Here is a 22,397-nt window from a genome sequence, read left to right on the forward strand (position 1 = left end):
TGTATTGTATTTATTTAAAACTTTTAATTAAGTGAGGGTGTAAGATGAGAGAAAACAAGCATTCTAAAAAATTAGCATTTGCAGTATTAGCGGCTACAGCTGCTGTAGGCGTATCTGCAGTTGCACCTGTAAGTGCGGCTGAAATTCAAACTGCACAAGGTTTTATTTTTGCAGCAGGTAATGCAACAGCATCTCCAGATACTACACATAATAGTGTTTCTTATGGTACTGTTGCAAATGGTACAGCTACTAGTATTGCAGTTGGCCAAGGTAATAATATTACAAGTCCTACGGGTTCTAGCAGTGCATATGGTAACCAAAATACAGTAAATGGAGACCAAGCTAATGCATTTGGTGACGGTAATACTGTAACAGGTTCTTATGCACAAGCATTTGGTGATAGCAACGTTATTAATGGTACACATGCTATTGGTTACGGTTACAAAAACACTGTAACAGAATCTGATGCAAACTTCCGTGATCGTGACTATGATAATGAAAGCGATGACAGAACTAAAAAACTTGGTGACTGGAGAAGTAACTCCGTTGCTATCGGTTCTGAAAATACAGCAGCCGGTAGTTCTGCATTGGCAGTAGGTCATAAGGCGAATGCTTTAATGAATGAATCTATTGCTGTTGGCCATAGCGCTAATGCAGCACGTACATGGTCTACGGCTATTGGTACGCGTGCTAATGCATCCGAAGTTCGTTCTCAAGCTATAGGTTATGAAGCGCAAGCTGCTGGCTATAAAGCTAATGCTATTGGTTCTGGCGCTCAAGCTACTGGTGCACATACTAATGCAATCGGTTCTTCTGCTATTGCTTCTGGTGATCATGCACAGGCTTATGGTGCTGGTGCAAATGCTATTGGTATTCGTTCTAATGCATTCGGTTCTGATGCACATGCTACAGCTGACCATGCTATGGCAATTGGTGACCACTCTATTGCGTCTGATGCAAATTCAGTTGCTATTGGTTACCAATCTCAATCTGCTCCAGCAAGAGCTGTAAGAGATGCTTCTATTACTACTACTAGTCTTACAAGTGGTGCTCCAATTAAAACTCATACATACGGTGGCTTTGCTGGTGTAGGCTCCGCTACCAATGGATCTGTATCTGTAGGTCAAGTTGGTCAAGAACGTCAAATTAAGAATGTAGCTGCAGGCGAAATCTCTGCTACATCTACAGATGCTGTAAATGGTAGCCAATTATTCTCTGTAGCTCGTGATTTACAAAACCAAATCGATAATACAGTACCAGGTCAAATCAATAATAATATTACTAACTTGAATAATCGTGTAGGTGAAGTAGAACAACGTGTTAATAAAGTAGGTGCAGGTTCTGCTGCATTGGCTGCGTTACATCCATTAGACTTCAACCCAGATGACAAATGGACAGTAGCCGCTGGTTATGGTCACTACCATAATGCTAACTCTGCTGCATTGGGTGCTTTCTATCGCCCTAATGAAGACACAATGTTCTCCATTGGTAGCACAGTAGGTAATGGCAATCCTCAATTAAATGCAGGTGTATCCATTCGTCTTGGCAAACGTGCACCTGAATCTCGTTCCCGTGTAGCTATGGGCCGTGAAATTGCTGAATTGAACGCACGTCTTCAAGATGTTGAAAACAAATATAATAATTTGTTACAATTGTTGAATCCACATGCAATTGATCCTAGCAAAACTGCTGAATTCCCAGATGTTCCTCGTAATCACTGGGCTTACCAATACATTAGCCAATTGGCTGGTAATGGTATTCTTGTTGGTTACCCTGATGGTACATTCAAAGGCGATGCAACAATGACTCGTTATGAATTTGCAACTATGTTGTACCGTGCTCTTCAAAATGGTGCACCTATCGATGATAACATGCGTCGTGCAATGAATGAATTCCAACCTGAATTACAAAATATTCGTCTTAACCATTATCGTGTTGATCGTATTTCTGGTGCTGACAATGATCGTCATAAAACAGAACGTGTTCGCGTTAACAACGAACCTAAAACTCAACGCGACGTATATGGTTCCCGTATTAGCCAATAATACATTAACTATAACTTCCACTCGAGCTTGTGAAAGCTCCAAAATAGGATGTATCCACGTGATACATCCTGTTTTTATTTGTTAATATTAAGATTCTGAAATTTCATCAAATATTTATGTAAAATTATTGCATTTAGATACATATAGGAGTATAATTACATTTATGATAAATAAATATGCAAATATATGTATAAAATATAAATGTAGTAGTTTGATAAAAATATAAATATGAGGGAAAAATAATGAAAGAATTTAGACAATTAACTGTAGAAGATACTGCAGAATATCATAAGGTATTAATTGATGGATATGCGGCTATTAAAGATTATCCTATTACGTTTGACGCCATAGATTTTACAGAAGAAGAGTCAAAAGAATGGATAGAAAATTATCCTGTATACGGTTTATATATTGATGGACAACTTGTTAGTTCTATTACGTTTTGTATGCCATGGGTGAAATATTCTACACCGGATAAGTTCCCACACATTGCACATTTTGTTACAGCGCCTGCTTTTAAAGGTAAAGGTTATGCACGGGAAACATTGGGATATGCAGAAAAACTATTGAAGGAACAATTTAAAACACCGGCGGTAACACTTGGGACAGCAAAAGAACATCCATGGTTGCCAAAAATGTATGAATCCTTTGGTTTTAAAGCTTATGATAAAGTTCATTTTAGAGGAAAACAACATACTACTATATTATTTAAAAAAGATTTGATTTAGTTCGCAAGATCAGCCTTGCAATGTATTGTATAAGGATGAGCATTCGATATGTTGATGTTTATGTACAATACATTGCAAGGTTTTTTATGGTTCGTATTGTGTGATGGTAAGGGTTTACTATACACTATATGTGTAATATATAGTTTTAGTAGTTTAAAGAAAGGATGTGACTATATGTTAGTCTTATCTGGTATTTTAGTGATGGTCATCGGTTTGATGCTGCGCTTTAATGCCTTGTTAGTTGTCATCGTAGCAGGTTTTGTAACGGGCCTTGCTGCAGGTCTTAGTGTTACCGATATTGTGGGCGCTATTGGAGAAGCCTTTGTTAAAAACCGTTATATGTCATTATTTATTTTAATTCTACCTGTTATAGGTGTCATGGAACGCCATGGTTTGCGTGAACGTGCTGAAATTTTAATTAGTAAAATTCATGCTGCTACTGCGGGACGTATCTTTATGATCTATTTATTGGTTCGTCAAGTAACAGTAGCATTGGGGATTGGTATGTCAGGTCTAGTAGCCATGGTCCGCCCCCTTATTGCACCTATGAGTGAAGCCGCAGTATCTCAAGGTAGACCTATTTCTCATCGTACACTCGATAAAATTCGCGGTGTCGCTGCATCATCAGATAATACAGGCAGTTTCTTTGGTCAAAACTTGTTCCTCGCAGCAGGTGGATTGTTGCTTATTAAAGGTGTTATGGAACAATTAGGGTACACCGTGGAATTGACTGATATGGTACTGTATGGATTGCCAACAGCAATTTGTGCTTACGTAGTCAGCGTGATTCGATTCTTTATTTTTGATAAAACAATTCAATCTTATGTAGCGCAAGACGAAGCAGATATGAAAGCTGGTAAACTGGTTCCTAATGAGCTTAATATCCTTGTCACACCAGAAGAATTAAAAAAGGAGGGTGAATAATATGATGGAATTATTGTATAAAATGCAACCTTTAGATTATGTATACCTCCTCGTAGGGATTATCTTATTTGTATTTGCTATTCAATCCTTTTTGGATAAAGAGCATAAACACCGCATTGGAACAGGACTATTTTGGTTATTGTACAGTGTATCTTTTATTTTTGGTTCTTACTTATCTAAAGAAATCAATGGGTGGCTCGTTATTGCTATGGCTGTTATTGTACTAGTAAAACAACTTGGCAAAGGGGGGTATTTTGAATCTCCCATCGATTTTAAGAAGTTAGAAGCCATTCGTATTGGTAATGTTATTTTTATCCCAGCGTTGCTCGTTGGTATTATTACATTTATTATAGGATTCTTTACCAAGTTAGGGGCTCTTGTAGGTTTGGCTATTGCAGCTATTATTGCGATGTTTGTGGCGCTTTACATTACAAAAGCCAATGTAAAACAAGGCTTTCACGAAGGACGCCGACTCATTGATGCTATTAGTTGGACTGCTATTTTATCTCAATTGTTAGCTGCTCTTGGCTATTTGTTCAATATGGCTGGTGTAGGTAAAATTATTTCTGGTGCTGTTGCTAGTGTCGTACCAGCAGATAATGTATTCCTTATCGTTATAGCGTATTGTATTGGTATGGTTATCTTCACTATGATTATGGGGAACGCTTTTGCGGCCTTTGCTATGATTACAAGTGCTATTGGGGTGCCGATGCTTGTCGTAGCTCATGGTGCTAATCCTGCGGCTATTGGAGCCATTGCCATGTTGGCAGGTTATTGTGGTACGTTGATGACGCCGATGGCTGCTAATTTTAATATTGTGCCAGTGGCACTTCTTGAAATGCGTGATCAATATGGTGTTATTAAAGCACAAATTCCAATTGCTTTAGTTATGTTAACATTGAATATTTTGCTAATGTATTATTTTCTTTAGAAATTACGTAGAGGTGTTATGATGAAAACAATTTTAATTACTGGTTTTGATCCTTTTGGTGGCGAACCTATTAATCCTGCATGGGAAGCAGTTAAAACTATGGATGGTTATACAGATGGTGATTACAAGGTCGTTACACAAATGGTACCAACAGTACGTTATACTTCTGTTGATACGGTGAAAGCAGCTGCTGAAAAGTGCCAACCAGACTTTATTCTCTGTGTGGGGCAAGCCGGTGGCCGTCCTGATATTACAGTAGAACGTGTTGCTATTAACTGTGATGATTTCCGTATTCCAGACAATGCAGGCAACCAACCTGAGGATGAACCGATTGTAGTTGATGGTCCTAGTGCGTACTTCGCTACATTGCCTATTAAAAATATTGTTAATGCATTGCACCAAGCTAGTATTCCGGCGAAAGTTTCTAATACGGCAGGTACCTTTGTATGCAATCACTTGATGTATGGCGTGTGCCATTATGCTGCTCAAAAAGGTAATATCAAGGCTGGTTTTATGCATATTCCATACTTGCCATCTCAAGTGGTGGATAAACCTAATCAACCTAGCATGGCTATTGAAACTGTGCGTGCTACATTGGAAACAATCGTTCATATATTCGCTCATGGTGAAAGCTACGCCGCACAGGATATTACATATACAACACCACATGAATAATCAGTGCATATAACAGATTATATGATTGATAACTATATTTGTAGTGTTTTATATATTATAGTAATGTGTGGCGCATATAGACTCGTATATTTATATTGAGTTTTTGTATAGATGAGAGTGGGTTATCTCTATGAATAAAAAATTAGTAGCAAGCTTAGTGTCTTGTTTTGTATTAGGTTCTATTAGTGCTTATGCAGCAAATCCATTTAGCGATGTAGATCCTTCTAGTTGGGCCTATCAATCGGTAGAACAATTGGCTTCTGCTGGTATTATTAATGGCTACCCAGATGGAACTTTCAAAGGTAACAATGATATTACACGGTACGAAATGGCCCAAATGGTAGCAAAAGCCATGGCAAATCAAGACCGTGCTAATGCAGAACAACAAGCTATGATTAATCGCTTGGCCGATGAATTTAGTAATGAACTTAACACATTGGGCGTGCGTGTAGCAAAATTAGAAAATCAAGTGGGTAATGTGAAGGTAACAGGAAACTACCGCTTACGCTATCGCGGCAGTCAATTGAAAAATGATGCATATGCTTATGGAAAGCATTCCTCCTTTGATTATCGGGCGCGTGTGATCTTTAATGCTAAGGTTAATGATAAAACCGATGCGGTTATTCGTGTACAAGGTTCCGGTGAGCTCGGCAATAGCAACGCTAATATAGCTCAGGTAAATCTTGCCTATGTAGATCATCATTTTGGTAAGGACACAACATTGCGCGTAGGTCGTCAATTATATACGCCTGCATTAGGCCTTATGTATGATGATCTTATCGATGGGGCACGACTCATGTACAAACATGGCAAGTTAGATGTATCCGCTAGTTATGGTTACTGGTGGGGTGGTGCAGGTACGTACCAAAATAAGGAAAACACTATCTCTGCTGCTATGTTAGAAGTGAAGGGCAAACTTAATAAACATGTAACTCTTGGCGGTATGTATGGTCGATTCCATAATGGTAAATTGTACCAAGGTCAAAATATTGATGCGGTTACTGGGAAACAAGTTAAATCCTTTATCGATTCTCCATATAAAAATATCTGGGGCCTTAACGCGAATATGAACTTTAACCGTTGGAATGTATTTGGCGAATGGCTTACAGCGCCAGGTGTATCCAACTCCCAAGCATGGATGACTAGCCTTGGCTATGGTAACTATGACATTAAGAAAGCTCATACTTATAGCGTACGTGGTCAATATTACTATCAAGAAGGGAACTCTCCAATCTTTAGTAGTGCCTTTGCTCCTGCATATAGCTTCTACAATCAACATTATGTAGATACTAAGGGTGTAGCTCATGTACGTAATGGGTTCAAAGGTTTCGTAGCTAATGTAAACTACGTACCGTTCCAAAATGTATCGATTGGTGCATACTATGGATTTGCAAATAAGGATATGGATGGTAACCACTTAGGTGATTACTGGCGTACAGACGTGAACTTCATGTTCTAATATATGTTGTTTGTATAATACATAATCTAAATAAAGCTCGAGTTATATCTAAAAAAGATGTGGCTCAAGCTTTATTTAGATTATCTTTAGACTGGTTCGCGACGTAGTCGCGAATCATTAAACCACCCGCTATGCGGGGACGGCAACGAAAGTTATACAAAAAAATTACCTTGCTTAAGTATAATGTAGGTGTTCAAGCCACATTATATGCAAAAGAAAGGTGATTTTATATGGCAACAAAGACACAGAGCCTTGCGTACACAAAATGGTTATGCAAATACCACATTGCCTTTCTGACATGACAGGGTCATTTTTCCAACTAAATTCATCAATTACTATTTCTTTTAGAGATTCTTTTATCACTAAAGCAATCTCTTATGATGTGTGATTTCCCAAAATAATAAGATGAAATCCTGTTTGATATCCGAATGGAGAAAAATCTATTACTCCAATGATACGATCTCTAATAAGAAGTGTTCAATAGTATGAATTCCTCTTCTCGGAATAGCACTTTGATTAGGTTAAACAAGTCTTACATCAAAATTATTAATAGAATCTCCTTTCTCTCCAACTTGTGTATCAATTTTGCGAACATATGGAGCACGAACTTTAGTATGATCTAATTTGAAACTTTCTACTTTTGCCATTTAATCCCCTCATATATTAGGTATACTTTTATTAACAAAAATTAACGAAAATATTATCAATATTCCACCTATTACTAAACCTAGCGTAAAACGATCGTGCAGACCAATCATTGAAAAAATTGTAGAGAATAGTGGAACTAAGAATAAAAAACTACTTGCACTAGTAGCACCTCCTTGTTTTAGGCTATGAAACCACAGCCAAAAGGAGCCGATAGATGCTGGCAAAATTAACCAAATAAAGCAAAACCAACCAGTTGTATCAATCTGTGTCAAATTATAATGCTCATGTAGAAATGTCGAAATTATAAACATTCCTATACCACCTATAAGAAGTTGCCATCCTGTAAACACCCATGAACCTTGATCAAAAGGAACTCGCTTAGTAATGACCGTATTAATAGACCAGCAAAATGAACCAAGAAGTGCAAAAAAAGCACCTACGCTAAACGCCGTTTTATCTAGCCCTAAACATAGAATTACTCCTGTAATTCCTAAAAATAATGATAAAATTTTCCATTTATTAAGCTTGTCGTTTAAAAGAAAAGGTGCCAAAATTGCTAACCATAGAGGATTAGTAAATAAAATAATTGAGGACATTGAGGAAGATAAACCCTTAGACATTGCAAGATTTAAAAACCCCATAGTACCAATTGTCTGTAAAATTCCTATAACGGTTACTAGAAGAAAACCGCTGGTTACTTTGCCATTACTTTTAGGTATAACTTTAGATACTCCTTCAGTAAAAAGAGTAAGTAATAACATTAAAATACCCGCGCTAATAAATCTCCAACTTCCAATCAGAAAAGGAGGGGCATGGTTTAGTGAAATTAAATACTTGCCCGTTGGAAATGATGACCCCATAAAAATAGTTGTTAGAGTAATACTAAGCAAAAACGAAGCTCTTGAGGACTTTTTAAAATTCAATTTTATCATCCTTCCTTTCTTTACAAGGTATTTATAAAGAGTTATAATATGAAAAAAATATAGTCTCTAATAGAGATATTAAATATCTCTATTAGAGACTATATAACTTTTTGTAGGAGGATGTCAACATGAAACTATCATCTGGTTGGGAACAATCAGTATATGTTCTTTTAATATTATCTCAGTTACCAGATAACAAAACAATAAACTCTCAAGCATTAAGCTTGCGATTAGGAACCTCACATTCATATTTAAAAAAAATAATAAAACTTCTAGTAAATGAGGGGTTAATCACTTCTATTCCTGGAAAATATGGTGGTTTTTCATTAGCAAAGTCTCTGGAGGAGATAAGTTTTTATGATGTTTTTATTGCTATTGAAGGACGAGGAAAAATCTTTGCTAATCAACAGCTATTAAAAAAATTTTTAGGTGAAAACGAAGGGAAAAAAGCACAAAAATGTGCAATTACTGATTCACTTGATATTATCGAAAATACCTTAGTCACAACACTCTCTTCAATTTCCTTAGCTCAGGTTTTCAATCAAGTAAGTTCAAATTATAATTTAGATGAACTAAGAGAATGGATAAAAAATAATGTGTAACGCAAATAGACAAAATCGTGTTCTCATCTTAGGAACTTTAGCTATGATAATGACTTTTATGAGTTGGTCAAGTTTGGTGTACTAATTAATAATATTAATTTGGTTGTCAGCATGAGTCAAAGGCAACAAAAGTTTTAGTTGCCTTTCCAGTTTTACTAGGATCATTGTTCCGGATACCAATTGGGTACCTAAGTGATAGGTATGGAGGTAAAAGAATTTATATCATCCTATTTCTATTAACTTTACTTCCTCTATTCACTTTATTTTTTGTCTTTCTGTATTTTCATCCCACCTACTCAATACTATTAATTTTATCAACGTTTATCGGTATATCTGGAGCCTCCTTCTCAGTCTCCACCTCATACGTGAGTAGCTATTTTTCTGAGAAAGAACAATGGATAATTTTAGGAATTGTTGGGTTTGGTAATGTTGAAAATGCCATAGGAGCTGTCTTCTTACCAGCTATTGCCCAATTTTTTCATTCAGTAGCAGCTGCATTTCTTTTCTTAATAGTAATAACATTAGTTTTCTTAATTTTATTTATAGCCTTAGCAGATGAAACAGATCCACATCAAATTAAAAGCATAAGAAAACCTGGTATACTCCCCATATAGTAGACAGTGAAAAACAAAAATTCACTAGAAACTATAAGGGGAGTTTCCAAGCGTTTCGTTGTATCGTATTGCTACAAGTGAAAGTCTTTGCGTTGCCACTATTTACTAATCAATTCTTTGACACTATGAAGAGTACAAGTATTGTATTCGTCATTACGGTAATTGAATTGTTCGGTGCTGCAAAGTTATATATAGAGGAAAATTCATAGTATTTTGAGGCCTACGGTGTGGTGGCCGGTCTATTTTGGGTGATGGGGATTGTCTTTGAATTTATCTTCCATCGTTTAGAAGTCTATGCAAGCAAGTATAAACGAGGTAATGTATTATGATAGATATTAAACAAGTTCACAAATCCTTTGGGAACCGTGAAATTTTAAAGGGGATCGACCTACATGTACCAATGGGTTCTGTAATGGTTATCCTTGGTCCATTCGGCAGTGGTAAGACGACGTTCCTTTGAACATTGAATTTCCTTGAAAAGGCTGATGCAGGGACGATACAATTAAATGATATTTCTGTAGACCTACATAAAGCGTCTAATAAGGGAATCTTAAATGTACGCCGCAATACATCCATGGTGTTCCAGTTTTATTATTTATTCTCTAACAAGAATGTTATTGTAAATATCATGGAAGGCCTTGTAACAGTTAAGAAGATGAAAAAATCTGAAGCTCGTCAGAATGCCCAACGTTTTCTCAAGGAAGTAGGCATGGAAGGCTATGATGATTACTATCCTGTACAACCTTCCGGTGGTCAACAACAACGTATCGGCATCGCTCGTGCCCTTGCGATGGACCCAGAGGTTATCCTCTCTGACGAACCTACATCAGTCTTCAATCCAGAGTTGGTAGGTGAAGTATTGGCCGTTATCCGCAAAATCGCTAAAGAGTTAGAAGTAACCATGATTATCGTAACGCATGAAATTGGCTTTGCGAAAGAAGTAGCAGACTAAGTAGTATTCATGTAAGGCAGCGTCATCGTAGAACAAGGTGATCCTAAAGTGGTCCTAGAACATCCAAAAGAGGAGCGTACTCGTAAATTCTTGAGTAGTTACCTTACACTCGACAGCGACTTGCCTCTTGATAGCGTAGCACTGTAATGTATAGATGATACTAGAATGATAAAAAATAGCGGCCTAATACTTGATGCGTTAGGTCACTTTAAATAAAGTATTTAAACGAGGTACATAATGAAAGGAATTAGACAATTAACTGTAGATGATGCGGCTGAGTACCATAAGGTATTGATTGCAGGGTATGCAGAGAATAAGAACTACCCTATATCCTTTGATGCTATCAACTTTAGTCAAGAAGAGTCTCGCGCATGGATCTTGAAATATCCTGTATTTGGTCTGTATGTAGATGGCTCTTTGGTATGCTCTATTTCATTCCGCATGCCTTGGATACCAAAGGCTACACCGGATGTATATCCGCACATTGCGCACTTTGTAACAGCCCCTGAACATAAGGGAAAAGGCTACGATCGAGAAGTGTTAGCCAAAGCAGAAGATTTATTGCGTAATGTATATAAAACACCAGCCGTAACCCTTGGTACCGCTGCAGAACATCTGTGGCTTGCCAAAATGTATGAAGGCTTTGCCTTTAAAGAATATAAGCGGAAACAACTGCCTGGTAAGGTACATATCACCATATTTTTCAAAAAATACTGTAGTTACCAGGATTATTGCGTTTTCAAAGATTCTTGGAACAAGTGCAAAAATAAAAAGAGTCGCATCAAAGGATGCGACTCTTTTTTGTACCCAGTTTCTATATACAATTATTTTGTAACAACTTTAAGATCTACAGGGATTTTAGCTTCTACAGCTTCGCCTTTGATAATCTTTTGAGCTGTATCGATAGCGATTTTACCCATTTGGTCTGGTTGTTGAGCAATTGTTGCAGCCAATGTGCCATCTTGAACAGCTTTGTCTGCGTCAGCAGTACCGTCGAAGCCTACGATAAAGATTGTTTTGCCTGCGGATTTAGCTGCTTGGATAGCACCCAATGCCATTTCGTCATTATGAGCGAAGATAGCTTGTACATCAGGGTTAGCTTGTAAGATATTAGTTGCTACGTTCAAACCTTTTGTACGGTCGAATTCAGCACTTTGTTTTGCCACTACTGTTAAGTTTTTATCAGCGATATTGTGGAAACCTTGGCCACGTTCACGAGTTGCGGAAGCACCAGGGATACCTTCGATTTCAGCTACTTTTGCAGCTTTGCCTACTTTATCAGCGATAAGTTGAGCTGCCATTTCGCCGCCTTTTACGTTATCGGAAGCAATGTGAGCAACGACTTTGCCTTTATCAGCAGAGCGGTCAACAGTGATTACAGGGATGTTTTTAGCGTTTGCTGCTTCTACGGAAGTAGAGATAGCTGCAGAGTCTACAGGGTTGATGATCAATACGGACACACCGCTTTCAATTAAGTCGGAAATATCATTTGCTTGTTTTGCAGGGTCGTTTTGAGCATCAACGATTTTAACTTTAAGACCAAGCGCTTTAGCTTGAGCTTCAACGCCTTCTTTCATAGATACGAAGAATGGGTTGTTCAATGTGGAAACAGAGAAGCCGATAGTGCCGGATTTTTTGTCGCCGCCGTTATCAGAACTTTTACCACAGCCTGCTACAAGACCGATAACCATAACGGCCATCGCCAACAGTAACAATAGTTTTTTCATAGAAACCTCCTAAGCTTTCTTGCGATCTGCAAGAACAGCTAATAAAATGACAATACCTTTTACGACTTGTTGATAGAAACTGGAAACGTCGAGAATATTTAACCCGTTGTTGAGGGTACCGATAATTAGGGCACCAATGAGGGTGCCAACGATATGACCGCGACCACCAGCAAGGCTTGTACCGCCGAGAACTACCGCTGCGATAGCGTCAAGTTCGTAGCCTGCACCTGCTGTAGGTTGTGCAGAGTTAAGACGAGATGTAATGATTGCACCAGCGATACCACAGAGCATACCAGTCAAGGCATACACGAAGATTTTAACGCGGTCAATCTTGATACCAGCAATGTAACTAACCTTTTCACTACCACCTACGGCATATGTTTTACGTCCTAAGGATGTGCGGCTCAATACGAACCAGAGAATGATAAAAGCTAAGAACATGGTGATAGCTGGAACTGGAAGGCCTGCAATGTCCCCTTGGCCAAAACCGTGGAATAGAGGATTTTGCGTAAGGCCGGAAATTGGATTACCATCGGTAAATACCAAGGTAGCACCACGGTAGATTGTCATGGTTGCTAAGGTTGCGATAAATGGAGCTACGCGGCCATAGGTAATAACAAGGCCGTTAATACCACCTAATACGAGACCGACACCAGCAGCTAAGAAAATAGCTAACACAGGGTCTGTACCAGTTACAATGAGGTTTGCCATCACGGCGCTAGAAAGGGCGAGGATGGAACCAACGGATAAGTCGATACCGCCTGTTAAGATGACAAATGTCATACCAAAAGCGATGATTGCATTGATGGATACTTGGCGCAATAAGTTACGCAAGTTAGAAAATTCAAGGAAACTGTCGTTCATGACAGAAATAATAATAAATAATAGGATGAGGCCGATGAGGGGGCCTAATTTTTTTACATATTGTAAAGCTTTGCTGTCCATTATTGTCCTCCTGTGGCTAATGTCATAATTGATTCTGGTGTTGCTTCGCTGCGGTCTAATACACCAGCTACGCATCCTTCATGGATAACCATAATGCGGTCACTCATGCCAAGTACTTCTGGTAATTCAGAGGATACCATAATAATGGATACACCATTGTTTGTTAATTCATTCATTAAATCATAAATGTCACGTTTAGCACCAATATCGATACCGCGCGTAGGCTCATCCATAATGATAATGGATGGTTTTTTGCCAACCCATTTGGCAATAACTACTTTTTGTTGGTTACCACCGGATAGGGATGATGCTGGTTCGTGGATTGATTGTGTTTTAACGCCTAACTTTTTAGACAATTCGTCAGCAAAGGAATTAAGCTTGCCGTTATCCAATACATGGGATGGGCAAATATCATTGAGGTTTGGCAATGTAATATTGGAACCGATGGAGAAATCGAGAATTAAACCTTCGCTCTTTCTATTTTCTGTGATGAAAGCAATGCCAGCTTTGATGGCATCTTCTGGTTTTTTACAGTTCAGAACGGAGCCGTTAACTGTTACGGTACCGCCATTGTGTTTATCTACACCAAAGATAGCACGCATAATTTCTGTACGGCCGGCACCCATAAGGCCTGCTACTCCTAGAATTTCCCCTTTGCGCAAGGAAAAAGAAATCTCATGGTTAAAGCCTTCTGGTTTTAGCTTATCGACATTCATGACTACATTACCTGGTACTGTAGTACGAGCGGGATAAAATTCGTCGATAGAACGGCCCACCATGTGGCGTACCACTTCATCTACAGAAATTTCTGCCGTTGGTTTTGTGATAATCGTATGACCGTCACGCATAACCGTTATAGTATCGCATTCGCTAAATACCTCTTCCATACGGTGCGAGATGTACACGATTGCAACGCCGCGTGCTTTCATTTTGCGCATCATGTTAAATAATGTAGCTGTTTCTCGCTCTGTGAGGGCTGCAGTCGGTTCGTCCATGATGACAACCTTTGCATCTAACATCAAGATGCGAAGGATTTCCGTCATTTGTTGGTGACCAACAGAGCAAAGACCTGCCTCAGTTGTGAGCGGTAATTCGATGCCTAGTTCGCGACATGTATTTTCTGCTTCAGCGAGCATCGCCTTTTTATCGAGCATACCAAATTTATTGCGCTTTGGTCTCATTAAATATAAATTTTTTAATAATGTAAGATTTGGCCAAATGTTGAGCTCTTGGTGGATAAAGGCTACACCGTTTAGCTCGGCCTCTCTTGGGTTAGGAAAGGTGCGTTCTACGCCGTCGATGGTGATTGTACCAGCATCTGCCTTGTGAATACCGGTAAGGATATTCATGAGGGTAGACTTGCCAGCACCATTTTCGCCCATCAAGGCGTGAACCTCACCCTCCTTGAGGGTAATACTGACATCTCGTAGTACTTGGTTCGTACCAAATGCCTTTGCAATGCCTGACATAACAATTTCCATAATTACTCCTATATAATTGGTGAAAGTATCGATTGTTGCATGTAATAAATTGCTATATTTTACGGACGATCACTAAAGATACAATCGGCGCGCAAGATAATATTGGCATATGGAGATACTTCACCAGTTCTAATAATACATTTGCACCGTTTAGTTGCTTCTTTGAAAGCCTCGTGACTAGTTGTAATCCATTCGAATTCATCGCAAGGGAATGTTGACTCTAAGAAATCATGATTATTTGGATTAAAATCTTTCATTTCCTTAGCAATATGAATTGCTTCAATCTTCATATGTTGTGTGATAAGAGATACAACTTGCTCAAAACTTGGTACACCAAATTCCAAAGCGAGGTCAATTTTTTGAACTCCTTCAGGTACGGGTAGACCACAGTCAGAAATACAAATCGTATCTGTATGGCCAAGATCCGCAAGAACCTTAGCAATATGGCTATTTAAAATACCATGTCGTTGCATAATAAACTCCTTTAATCAACGAATATACATTTCTAAGCCTCCACCGGCCGGGTCTGACTCCGGCCAAAGGCCTTCGCAGGGCCAAAGTCGTTTAGAAATGTATATTCGTTTCTAAATAACTTTATTGTTTTAAAAAGAAATCGACCTCATCCTTGGTAGGCATCCCTGATTGTGCACCTAGTTTTTGGATGGAGAGGGCAGCTGCTGCATTGCCGTAGTGTAGGGCAGCGGCGAGGCTTTTACCATTAACAATAGCCGTTGCAAAGGCACCATTAAATGTATCACCTGCACCTGTGGTATCTACTGGCTCAACCTTGAAGCCAGATACGGTGTGGATTTTTCCGTTATCAGCATAGCCTACGCCCTTACTGCCTAGGGTAACAATAATCTTGTTTTCGTTAGCTAATAATGTTTCTTCGGTAGATTGATTAGGGTAGAGGGCCGATAATTCGTGTTCATTTGGTGTGATATAGGTTGCTAATTTTAACCATTCAGGATTGAGGTTAGCTGCTGGAGCCGGGTTTAAGAGGACTTTCACATTGGCTTCGTGACACCGACGAATAATATATTCAATAGTTGGAATAGGAATCTCATTTTGAACCATTACGAGATCCGATTGTTCGATAGTGGACCAAGCATTATCAACTATAGATTTGTCCACTTTGGCATTAGCACCAGCGATGACGATGATGCTGTTGTCGCCTTCAGCTAACGTGATATGAGCAGTACCTGTTGTTGTATCTGGTACAGTGACGATATAGTCAGCATTGATATGATTTTCTTTGAGATTATCTAAAATCATTTGACCATATGCATCTTGACCGATACAACCTACCATAGTTACCTCTGCACCTAAACGGGCCGCTGCTACCGCTTGATTAGCACCTTTTCCGCCGTGAGCGATATGCAATTCGTTGCCCATAATTGTTTCGCCAGCAGCCGGACGCTTATCAGCGAGGACTACAATATCCATGTTACAACTACCTATAACAACAATGCGATTCATGATATCTCCTTACCTATTTATTAGTGTATCTTAATTCTGTTATTAGTATAGCGTAAATAACGTTGTTTATCTATATAAATAACCATAAATTATGGGCATAAAAAATCGGTATACATTTTCTAAACATGAAAATGTATACCGAAGATGTTGGGTAGTTTTATAAACCGTTAAGGATATTAATATCAGATTAGTCCAATTGATGTATCATTTGAAAGTTCCATAGAGGTCTCCTAATATATGGTGATTATAAAAACGATGGTTTATCGTAGTGTGTACCTGGTTCACCTACACCAATGCTGGCACGACTGAATGGTGTTTCGTCTTCAACGTGTAGGATATCATAAATAGCTTTTACCACAGCTTCCCGTGTAACTTGTGCGTCGTTGAATGGAGCCCCTTCAGGGATTAATTCATAATTCGTATTTTCCATGTCATTATAAAGCCAAGGGAGACGTAAAATCGTGTAGTTTAAGTTGGATTCGCGTAATACGTTGCGCGCTTGACGTTCGCCTTGTACATAGCTAATTGGTAGATTATCAAAAGTCCATTTTTCTAGTTCTTTTGGAAATTCACCAGATAGACCGGCCATGGATAAACCGATGATGCGGCGAATGTTTTGGTGAGCAAGTGCTTTCACAATAGCTGCCATATCACTGCCAGTTTCCATAGCACTAAGGAATACGACTTCTGTATTCTTAACGGCTTCCTCTAATTTTTTAGGGTTTTGGAACGATCCTTCGATAACGGTTATCCGTTCGTGTTCTAAAATTTCCGGATGAATGCGTGTGCTCAATTGACGTCCATATAATGTGATGTGCATATCTGTATATGTTAACAGTGTTGCTGTCAATCGTTGTGCGATTTGGCCTGCAGCGCCTAAGATTGTAATATATTTGTACATGTGGACCTCCTGTGTGGGCGTAATTAATATATGCATTATATCATAACTATGTGACGAGGAAGTGAGAAAGCTTTGTATAGAAAAAGATTATAAACTTTCACAATACCCATATAAATGTTAAAATAAACAGTATATATTCTATTGAAGAAAAGAGGGTATTATGGAACGAATAAAGGATCTCGTGTACACTCATGACCAGGGTGGACAGTTTAGATGGGTAACAGTGAGTACCTTGATGCTCGCATTAGGCACGATTTTGCATTTAGTAAGTCCTAGTTTTGCAGGTGTTACACCAAACTGGATGATTGCGGCGTATTGTGTGGCGATTTTATTGACAAAACCTAGCGTCTCCCAAGCATTAGGGATTGGCTTAGTAGCTGCTTTGATTGAAGTTTTAACCTCAAAATCTGGCTTCCCTTATGGTAACTTGTTGTCTGAGCCAGCTGGTGCATTGGTGATAACATTCATTTCGCGTACCATGACATCTATGAAAATCGGTAAAATTGGCTCCTTTGAGATTACACCGATAGTAGGTGCATTCTTTACAACTGTTGTATCTGGTGGTATTTTCGTTACGTTGTTATGGCAAATTGCAGGATTACCTAATAATGTGTATTTGTATGCTATGTGGCCTCTCGTATTAGTGGTGGCAGCTGTAAATGCAGCAATTACACCTGTGTTGTATATTCCGGCTCAAAAGATGTTTGTAAAACGTGGCATGTTGCCAAGTGGTGGTGAGGTTTCTAGTGATCATAGTGGACTTGTTATTACGCCAGAACGGGATGCAAAGATTTCTATTGAGCATATGAATTATTTCCATCCTAAGGCCACGGTACCTACGTTAAAGAACATCAATCTCGATGTTCACGAAGGTGATTTCCTTGTTGTAACAGGCCCTGCTGGCTGTGGTAAAAGTACCCTTTGTATGGCTATGGTTGGGGCTGTGCCTAAATTTTATGGCGGTCGCCTTGAAGGCATGGTTTTTGTAGATGGTAAGGCTACAACACAATTGTCGATTCCTGAATTAGCAAATCATGTTGGCGTTGTTCTTGCCGATTATGATACGCAACTTGTAACGATGACCGTTCGCGAAGAAGTGGCCTTTGCCATGGAAAATCGTGGTTACGATCGAGCTACTATCGATACTCGTTGTGCAGAGGTATTTAAACAAGTTGGTATTGAAGGTCTTGAGGATCGTAAAATTACGAGCTTGTCCGGCGGTCAACGTCAGCGGTTAGCAATTGCTTCCGTGTTGGCAACAAATCCATCTGTTCTAGTTCTTGATGAACCGACTAGTTCTCTTGATCCAGATGGGACGGCTGAACTATATCGTCTCGTTGGTGATTTAAATCGCAATCATGGTATTACCGTTGTAGTTATCGACCATGATTTACATGCTGTATTGCCATATGCTAACCGCATGGCACTTATGGTGGACGGTGAAATCGTATGCGATAGCGATGTGGCTACAACATTGGAATACATGTACAATCATGATATTTATGTGGAAGCATTGCCATCTGTATTTACAACCTATATGGAACTTGAAAAAGCTGGTTATCATAGTGATGAACCTTGGCTTAGCATTGAATCGGCTATCAAGGGCCTTCATCATATAGAGATGGCTAAGGCGATTGACAGGTCTCGTTATGAAAATTCCAGTGATGTAATTGATGCTGGTGAAAGCCAAACTCAACATAGTAATACGATAGGTGAAAGTACAGGAGGTGGTGCACATGCTTAAGGTAGAAAACTTACGATTTGGCTATGTGCCTACCGTAGATATTTTTAGAAATGTAAACTTTACTATTCATGAAGGCGAATTTATCGCTATTGGTGGTAAGAATGGTTGTGGTAAAACTACTATTACACGCCTTTTAGTAGGACTTGAAAAGGCTAGCGAAGGTCATATTCGTTACAATGGTAAGGATATTACCTCCATGCCAGCCTTTAAACGGGGTCAATTCATTGGCTACGTATTTCAACAACCAGATCGTCAAATGTTTAGACCTACCGTAGCTACTGAGATAGCTTTTGGCCCTGAATCTTTGGGTCGATCTAAAGAAGAAGTTACACGTATTGTAGACGAAGTATTAGAACGTTGTGGTATTAGCCATTTACGCAATGAGTATCCACCTACATTGCGCCGTGGCGAAAAACAACGTGTTGCCATTGCATCTGCATTGGCGATGCAATCTAACATTCTTATCCTCGATGAGCCCACAAGTGGTCAAGATGGTAAGGAAACAAAAGAGTTATTGGCCTTGCTTCGTCAGTTGAACCAAGAAGGCATTACAATCTTATTGATTACTCATGATATGGAAATTATGGCTGCTGAATGTTCCCGTGCTATCATCATGGGCCATCGCACTGTGTCCTTTGATGGCACACCAGAAGCGTTATTTTCAAAATCTACTGATGAATTACACGATTTAGGCTTAACAAAGCCGCCAAGTGTAGAGCTTTCACAAGCCGTGCCGGGACTAGGTTATTGTAAATCGATGGATGAATTGCGGATGCGCCTTATTGCGCAATTGGCAGAATAGGAGGGGCCATGGAACGATTAGTACCATTAACAAAAATTTTGATGACCCTTGCTGTATCTGTATGGGCCATCTTCTTGCGGGATTGGATGTCATTAATGGCATTAGTTGTCGTAGAATTAGTAGCATTATTGTTGACTGGCTTATTATGGAAACAACATAAGGCTGTATTAGCCTTAATCGTATTTGCTGTATTTTTAGGCCTTGTTCAATATTTAGGCAGTGGAGACGTTGTATCCGCTGTTGTATCCGGTCTTCGCATGCTTGCCATGACACTCGTATTTATTGCACTTTTGGCAACGACTAAATTACAAGACTTAACAGCGGCCCTTGTAACACAATGCAAAATTCCTTACGCATATGCATTTATGTTCACCGCAGCCCTTCGATTTGTACCAGATTTTCTTGGTGAAAGTAAGGCTGTACAAGAGGCGCAATCTTGTCGAGGACTGTCCTTAGAAGGTAATATTTTTAAACGCATGAAATCCTATGCCTCTGTCATTCAGCCATTACTTTTAAAATCTTTGGGCCGCTCTGAAACAATGGCATTATCCTTGGAACTTAGAGGATTTGGTGGCAAGACACATAGTTTTGCCGCATCAGTAGGTCTTAAACTATTAGACTATATAGTTATTGTTGCGTTAGTTGTAGTTACGCTTATTTTGTTTGGCGTATTATAGAGAGATAATTGCCTACATTTTATTGCTAGTCAGTGTTATATATTTATGATATGCTACAGATAGGTAGTAAAGCGTACGAAATTACCTACAATATAACAAAAAAGGACGAGTTGCCGCTCGTCCTTTTTCTTGCTTATTTTTTTGTCTTATTTTGTAACCAATAGTTGTATGTAGTTACAGCTAAGGTTGCTTTCATAAACTGTTTTAGAGGAATATGTATGAGTGAATTAGTCATTCGATCAATCACAAAAAATGATGTATCTGCTTGTTTAGCCATATACAACTACGAGGTTATACATGGTGTAGCCACATTAGATCTTGAGCCACGTACATTAGAAGAGTGGCATGAATGGTATTCTGCTCATCAGACTGTAGAGCATTGTATTTTTGTCGGTACTATTGATGGTGTAGTGGTGGGTTATGCATCGCTTTCACCGTATCGATTAAAGGATGCTTTCAAAAGTACTGTAGAATTATCTATATATATTCATCAAGACTATCGTGGTAAAGGTGTAGCATCTAAATTGATGGCCCATATTTTAGAACATGCCAAAGAAAATGATACATTGCATACGGTGGTGTCTGTTATTACTGCAGGCAATGAGGCAAGTACTGCTTTGCATACGCGTTTTAACTTTACCTATTGTGGACTTACCCCTGAAGTCGGTTTTAAACATGGAAAATATCAGGATACCGAAACTTACGCATTATTGGTATAATAATAGATATTAAATCATTCATATGTCCGTGGGGTTGCGGATTATATGTTATACATAGATAGGGGTACAGTAAGTTATGATAAATATGAAAGCAGAACGGCAGTTCATAGGCAATAGTACGTATCGTAGCCGATTGGTGGATGGTCATTTTCATACTGAATTATGTCCACATGGTAGCGGTGATAGAACGGCATTGATGATTGAAAAGGCCATTGAACTACGCATCGAAAAGGTATGTTTAACAGAGCATGCTCCGTTACCAAAGGCCTTTGAGGCTGAATATGGCGGTGATAAGGTTGCCTATGATACGGCATCTCTTAAACTTAATCAAGTGGATTCTTATCTTGAATTGGGACGTGAATTACAACGAGCCTATGGTACACATATCGATATTTCCCTTGGCTTTGAGGTGGATTATATCCCAGGTTTTGAAAGTGATATACAAGACTTCCTTGATCGCTATGGCCCATTGACGGACGATAATATATTATCTGTTCACTTTATGGATGGTGTAGGGGGAAAATACTACTGTGTTGACTATAATACAGAGGAATTTGAAAAGGGCTTTGGACCTTGGATTTCTAATCAAAGTGAATTGTATTATAAATACTTTAGTATTATTCGCCAAGCGGTGCGCGCTGATTTAGGTGCGTATACGCCAAAGCGAATTGGTCACTTTGATTTAATCAAGAAATACCAACATCATTTTGGATTTGAACACCATTTAGATAAACGGAATGCTCAATTGGTAAGCGATATATTACATATTATGCGCGTTCAAGGTAGAGAACTAGATTATAATATGAGCGGGTTCTTTAAACCTGATTGCGGTGAAATGTATCCAAGCCGCTTTATTCAGGGGATAGCTGCTATTATTGGAGTGCCCTTTGTGCTAGGATCCGATGCGCATAGCGTAGCTGATGTAGCAAAGGTTTGGGACTAGATATATTATGTGATGGACTAGATATATTATGTGATTATGATATAATAAAGACAAGAAGAGCCAATTAACGTTGTGGAATGCGTTAGGCTCATCTTCAAAAAAATAGAAAAATGAGAAATGGCCTAATGTCCCTTACGGGGTGTTAGGTCATTCTTACTTTAGAATAAGAACGACCAATGTTGCGAAGGCAATCATTAATGATAAGGCTTCAAAAGTAGTCATATCACCATCTCCTTTCGCTAGCGAAAGAGATGTACTAACACACGTTAATTAGCTCTTAAGTTTAGTGTATCATATTTTTAGTAATTTATACTTCAGTATAAGTAGTGAAATTTGAATATTTTATTGACTTTTTTTTTCATAAGTATTATTATAATTTCATACTTTAGCGTGATAAAGCGATAAAATCTAAAAGAATCTATATATTTTAAATAGTAATATGAGCATAGTTTATAGAAAGGATGATCCTCATGGTACA

22 protein-coding genes and 3 pseudogenes are annotated in these 22,397 nt (G+C 38.8%); 16 read left to right on the forward strand and 9 right to left on the reverse strand.

Translation table 11 applies throughout. The annotated features are described in order from the left end of the window. Positions 1–44: 44 nt before the first annotated feature. From Q0E20_RS00350 to Q0E20_RS00375, 6 genes are all read left to right on the forward strand, one after another. Positions 45–2,045, forward strand: a complete 2,001-nt coding sequence (locus tag Q0E20_RS00350; RefSeq protein WP_295994623.1) for an S-layer homology domain-containing protein — start codon at positions 45–47, stop codon at positions 2,043–2,045. 242 nt (positions 2,046–2,287) lie between these two features. Beyond that, positions 2,288–2,773, forward strand: coding sequence for a GNAT family N-acetyltransferase (locus Q0E20_RS00355; RefSeq protein ID WP_295994626.1), 486 nt, complete (start codon positions 2,288–2,290; stop codon positions 2,771–2,773). 174 nt (positions 2,774–2,947) lie between these two features. Next, complete coding sequence (locus Q0E20_RS00360; protein ID WP_295991173.1) at positions 2,948–3,697, forward strand: DUF969 domain-containing protein; 750 nt, start codon at positions 2,948–2,950, stop codon at positions 3,695–3,697. Position 3,698: 1 nt separating this feature from the next. After that, entirely contained in the window at positions 3,699–4,628 is a 930-nt protein-coding gene (locus Q0E20_RS00365; protein WP_295994629.1) for a DUF979 domain-containing protein, read from the forward strand. A 21-nt stretch (positions 4,629–4,649) separates the two neighbouring features. After that, a complete protein-coding gene (gene pcp / locus Q0E20_RS00370) occupies positions 4,650–5,303 on the forward strand; it encodes a pyroglutamyl-peptidase I (RefSeq protein WP_295994692.1) in 654 nt (217 codons plus the stop codon). A gap of 130 nt (positions 5,304–5,433) precedes the next feature. Next, complete coding sequence (locus Q0E20_RS00375) at positions 5,434–6,762, forward strand: S-layer homology domain-containing protein (RefSeq protein ID WP_295994632.1); 1,329 nt, start codon at positions 5,434–5,436, stop codon at positions 6,760–6,762. 521 nt (positions 6,763–7,283) lie between these two features. On the opposite strand, the gene Q0E20_RS00380 is transcribed toward Q0E20_RS00375, so the two are convergent. Together Q0E20_RS00380 and Q0E20_RS00385 are read right to left on the reverse strand one after the other, a co-directional pair. Continuing rightward, positions 7,284–7,409, reverse strand: coding sequence for an S-ribosylhomocysteine lyase (locus Q0E20_RS00380; RefSeq protein WP_295994636.1), 126 nt, complete (start codon positions 7,407–7,409; stop codon positions 7,284–7,286). 9 nt (positions 7,410–7,418) lie between these two features. Then, positions 7,419–8,333, reverse strand: coding sequence for a DMT family transporter (locus Q0E20_RS00385; protein ID WP_295994639.1), 915 nt, complete (start codon positions 8,331–8,333; stop codon positions 7,419–7,421). Between the two features lie 128 nt (positions 8,334–8,461). Between Q0E20_RS00385 and Q0E20_RS00390 the strand changes: the two genes are divergently transcribed. From Q0E20_RS00390 to Q0E20_RS00415, 5 genes and pseudogenes are all read left to right on the forward strand, one after another. Continuing rightward, positions 8,462–8,935 (forward strand): Rrf2 family transcriptional regulator, encoded by a 474-nt coding sequence (locus Q0E20_RS00390; protein ID WP_295994642.1) that lies wholly within the window; start codon positions 8,462–8,464, stop codon positions 8,933–8,935. Positions 8,936–9,081: 146 nt separating this feature from the next. Further along, positions 9,082–9,549, forward strand: a pseudogene (locus Q0E20_RS00395) (MFS transporter); the annotation flags it as partial. Positions 9,550–9,617: 68 nt separating this feature from the next. Next, positions 9,618–9,758, forward strand: a complete 141-nt coding sequence (locus Q0E20_RS00400) for a hypothetical protein (protein WP_295994644.1) — start codon at positions 9,618–9,620, stop codon at positions 9,756–9,758. 116 nt (positions 9,759–9,874) lie between these two features. Further along, positions 9,875–10,648, forward strand: a pseudogene (locus Q0E20_RS09415) (amino acid ABC transporter ATP-binding protein). Positions 10,649–10,738: 90 nt separating this feature from the next. Continuing rightward, positions 10,739–11,212: pseudogene (locus Q0E20_RS00415) on the forward strand (GNAT family N-acetyltransferase); the annotation flags it as partial. Between the two features lie 113 nt (positions 11,213–11,325). Here Q0E20_RS00415 and rbsB read toward each other — a convergent pair. From rbsB to Q0E20_RS00445, 6 genes are all read right to left on the reverse strand, one after another. Then, positions 11,326–12,228, reverse strand: a complete 903-nt coding sequence (rbsB, locus tag Q0E20_RS00420) for a ribose ABC transporter substrate-binding protein RbsB (protein ID WP_295994656.1) — start codon at positions 12,226–12,228, stop codon at positions 11,326–11,328. 9 nt (positions 12,229–12,237) lie between these two features. Then, positions 12,238–13,173: an ABC transporter permease gene (locus Q0E20_RS00425; protein WP_295994659.1), complete on the reverse strand. Its 936-nt coding sequence runs from the start codon at positions 13,171–13,173 to the stop codon at positions 12,238–12,240. Then, complete coding sequence (locus Q0E20_RS00430) at positions 13,173–14,654, reverse strand: sugar ABC transporter ATP-binding protein (RefSeq protein ID WP_295994662.1); 1,482 nt, start codon at positions 14,652–14,654, stop codon at positions 13,173–13,175. The genes Q0E20_RS00425 and Q0E20_RS00430 overlap by 1 nt, the downstream gene beginning before the upstream one ends. A 59-nt stretch (positions 14,655–14,713) precedes the next feature. Next, positions 14,714–15,127 (reverse strand): D-ribose pyranase, encoded by a 414-nt coding sequence (rbsD, locus tag Q0E20_RS00435; RefSeq protein ID WP_295994667.1) that lies wholly within the window; start codon positions 15,125–15,127, stop codon positions 14,714–14,716. A 121-nt stretch (positions 15,128–15,248) separates the two neighbouring features. Further along, positions 15,249–16,133: a ribokinase gene (gene rbsK, locus Q0E20_RS00440; protein WP_295994670.1), complete on the reverse strand. Its 885-nt coding sequence runs from the start codon at positions 16,131–16,133 to the stop codon at positions 15,249–15,251. 244 nt (positions 16,134–16,377) lie between these two features. Further along, positions 16,378–17,034, reverse strand: a complete 657-nt coding sequence (locus Q0E20_RS00445; RefSeq protein ID WP_295994673.1) for an NAD(P)H-binding protein — start codon at positions 17,032–17,034, stop codon at positions 16,378–16,380. 160 nt (positions 17,035–17,194) lie between these two features. Here Q0E20_RS00445 and Q0E20_RS00450 point away from each other — a divergent pair, with 160 nt between their 5' ends. The 5 genes from Q0E20_RS00450 (at position 17,195) to hisJ (ending at position 21,919) form a co-directional block, all read left to right on the forward strand. After that, the gene (locus Q0E20_RS00450) at positions 17,195–18,778 is read left to right on the forward strand and encodes a tryptophan transporter (protein ID WP_295994676.1); all 1,584 of its coding nucleotides are present in this window, start codon (positions 17,195–17,197) and stop codon (positions 18,776–18,778) included. Beyond that, positions 18,771–19,580: an energy-coupling factor ABC transporter ATP-binding protein gene (locus Q0E20_RS00455; RefSeq protein WP_295994679.1), complete on the forward strand. Its 810-nt coding sequence runs from the start codon at positions 18,771–18,773 to the stop codon at positions 19,578–19,580. Before Q0E20_RS00450 ends, Q0E20_RS00455 begins: the two co-directional genes overlap by 8 nt. Before the next feature lie 8 nt (positions 19,581–19,588). Further along, entirely contained in the window at positions 19,589–20,257 is a 669-nt protein-coding gene (locus Q0E20_RS00460) for an energy-coupling factor transporter transmembrane component T (RefSeq protein WP_295994683.1), read from the forward strand. Positions 20,258–20,475: 218 nt separating this feature from the next. Continuing rightward, entirely contained in the window at positions 20,476–20,976 is a 501-nt protein-coding gene (locus Q0E20_RS00465) for a GNAT family N-acetyltransferase (RefSeq protein ID WP_295994684.1), read from the forward strand. Between the two features lie 76 nt (positions 20,977–21,052). Beyond that, complete coding sequence (gene hisJ, locus Q0E20_RS00470) at positions 21,053–21,919, forward strand: histidinol-phosphatase HisJ (RefSeq protein ID WP_005384476.1); 867 nt, start codon at positions 21,053–21,055, stop codon at positions 21,917–21,919. Between the two features lie 153 nt (positions 21,920–22,072). Here hisJ and Q0E20_RS09420 read toward each other — a convergent pair whose 3' ends face one another. Then, positions 22,073–22,141, reverse strand: coding sequence for a putative holin-like toxin (locus Q0E20_RS09420; protein WP_366509611.1), 69 nt, complete (start codon positions 22,139–22,141; stop codon positions 22,073–22,075). Positions 22,142–22,397 lie beyond the last annotated feature (256 nt).

Origin of the sequence: uncultured Veillonella sp., assembly GCF_934230905.1 — a bacterium.
Classification (GTDB): domain Bacteria; phylum Bacillota; class Negativicutes; order Veillonellales; family Veillonellaceae; genus Veillonella.

What these genes read in the sequence shown, in the direction of transcription:
- Q0E20_RS00350 (WP_295994623.1), top strand. Translation starts at nt 45, where the DNA reads ATGAGAGAAAACAAGCATTCTAAAAAATTAGCATTTGCAGTATTAGCG.
- Q0E20_RS00355 (WP_295994626.1), top strand. Translation starts at nt 2,288, where the DNA reads ATGAAAGAATTTAGACAATTAACTGTAGAAGATACTGCAGAATATCAT.
- Q0E20_RS00360 (WP_295991173.1), top strand. Translation starts at nt 2,948, where the DNA reads ATGTTAGTCTTATCTGGTATTTTAGTGATGGTCATCGGTTTGATGCTG.
- Q0E20_RS00365 (WP_295994629.1), top strand. Translation starts at nt 3,699, where the DNA reads ATGATGGAATTATTGTATAAAATGCAACCTTTAGATTATGTATACCTC.
- pcp (WP_295994692.1), top strand. Translation starts at nt 4,650, where the DNA reads ATGAAAACAATTTTAATTACTGGTTTTGATCCTTTTGGTGGCGAACCT.
- Q0E20_RS00375 (WP_295994632.1), top strand. Translation starts at nt 5,434, where the DNA reads ATGAATAAAAAATTAGTAGCAAGCTTAGTGTCTTGTTTTGTATTAGGT.
- Q0E20_RS00380 (WP_295994636.1), bottom strand. Translation starts at nt 7,409, where the DNA reads ATGGCAAAAGTAGAAAGTTTCAAATTAGATCATACTAAAGTTCGTGCT.
- Q0E20_RS00390 (WP_295994642.1), top strand. Translation starts at nt 8,462, where the DNA reads ATGAAACTATCATCTGGTTGGGAACAATCAGTATATGTTCTTTTAATA.
- rbsB (WP_295994656.1), bottom strand. Translation starts at nt 12,228, where the DNA reads ATGAAAAAACTATTGTTACTGTTGGCGATGGCCGTTATGGTTATCGGT.
- Q0E20_RS00425 (WP_295994659.1), bottom strand. Translation starts at nt 13,173, where the DNA reads ATGGACAGCAAAGCTTTACAATATGTAAAAAAATTAGGCCCCCTCATC.
- Q0E20_RS00430 (WP_295994662.1), bottom strand. Translation starts at nt 14,654, where the DNA reads ATGGAAATTGTTATGTCAGGCATTGCAAAGGCATTTGGTACGAACCAA.
- rbsD (WP_295994667.1), bottom strand. Translation starts at nt 15,127, where the DNA reads ATGCAACGACATGGTATTTTAAATAGCCATATTGCTAAGGTTCTTGCG.
- rbsK (WP_295994670.1), bottom strand. Translation starts at nt 16,133, where the DNA reads ATGAATCGCATTGTTGTTATAGGTAGTTGTAACATGGATATTGTAGTC.
- Q0E20_RS00445 (WP_295994673.1), bottom strand. Translation starts at nt 17,034, where the DNA reads ATGTACAAATATATTACAATCTTAGGCGCTGCAGGCCAAATCGCACAA.
- Q0E20_RS00450 (WP_295994676.1), top strand. Translation starts at nt 17,195, where the DNA reads ATGGAACGAATAAAGGATCTCGTGTACACTCATGACCAGGGTGGACAG.
- Q0E20_RS00455 (WP_295994679.1), top strand. Translation starts at nt 18,771, where the DNA reads ATGCTTAAGGTAGAAAACTTACGATTTGGCTATGTGCCTACCGTAGAT.
- Q0E20_RS00460 (WP_295994683.1), top strand. Translation starts at nt 19,589, where the DNA reads ATGGAACGATTAGTACCATTAACAAAAATTTTGATGACCCTTGCTGTA.
- Q0E20_RS00465 (WP_295994684.1), top strand. Translation starts at nt 20,476, where the DNA reads ATGAGTGAATTAGTCATTCGATCAATCACAAAAAATGATGTATCTGCT.
- hisJ (WP_005384476.1), top strand. Translation starts at nt 21,053, where the DNA reads ATGATAAATATGAAAGCAGAACGGCAGTTCATAGGCAATAGTACGTAT.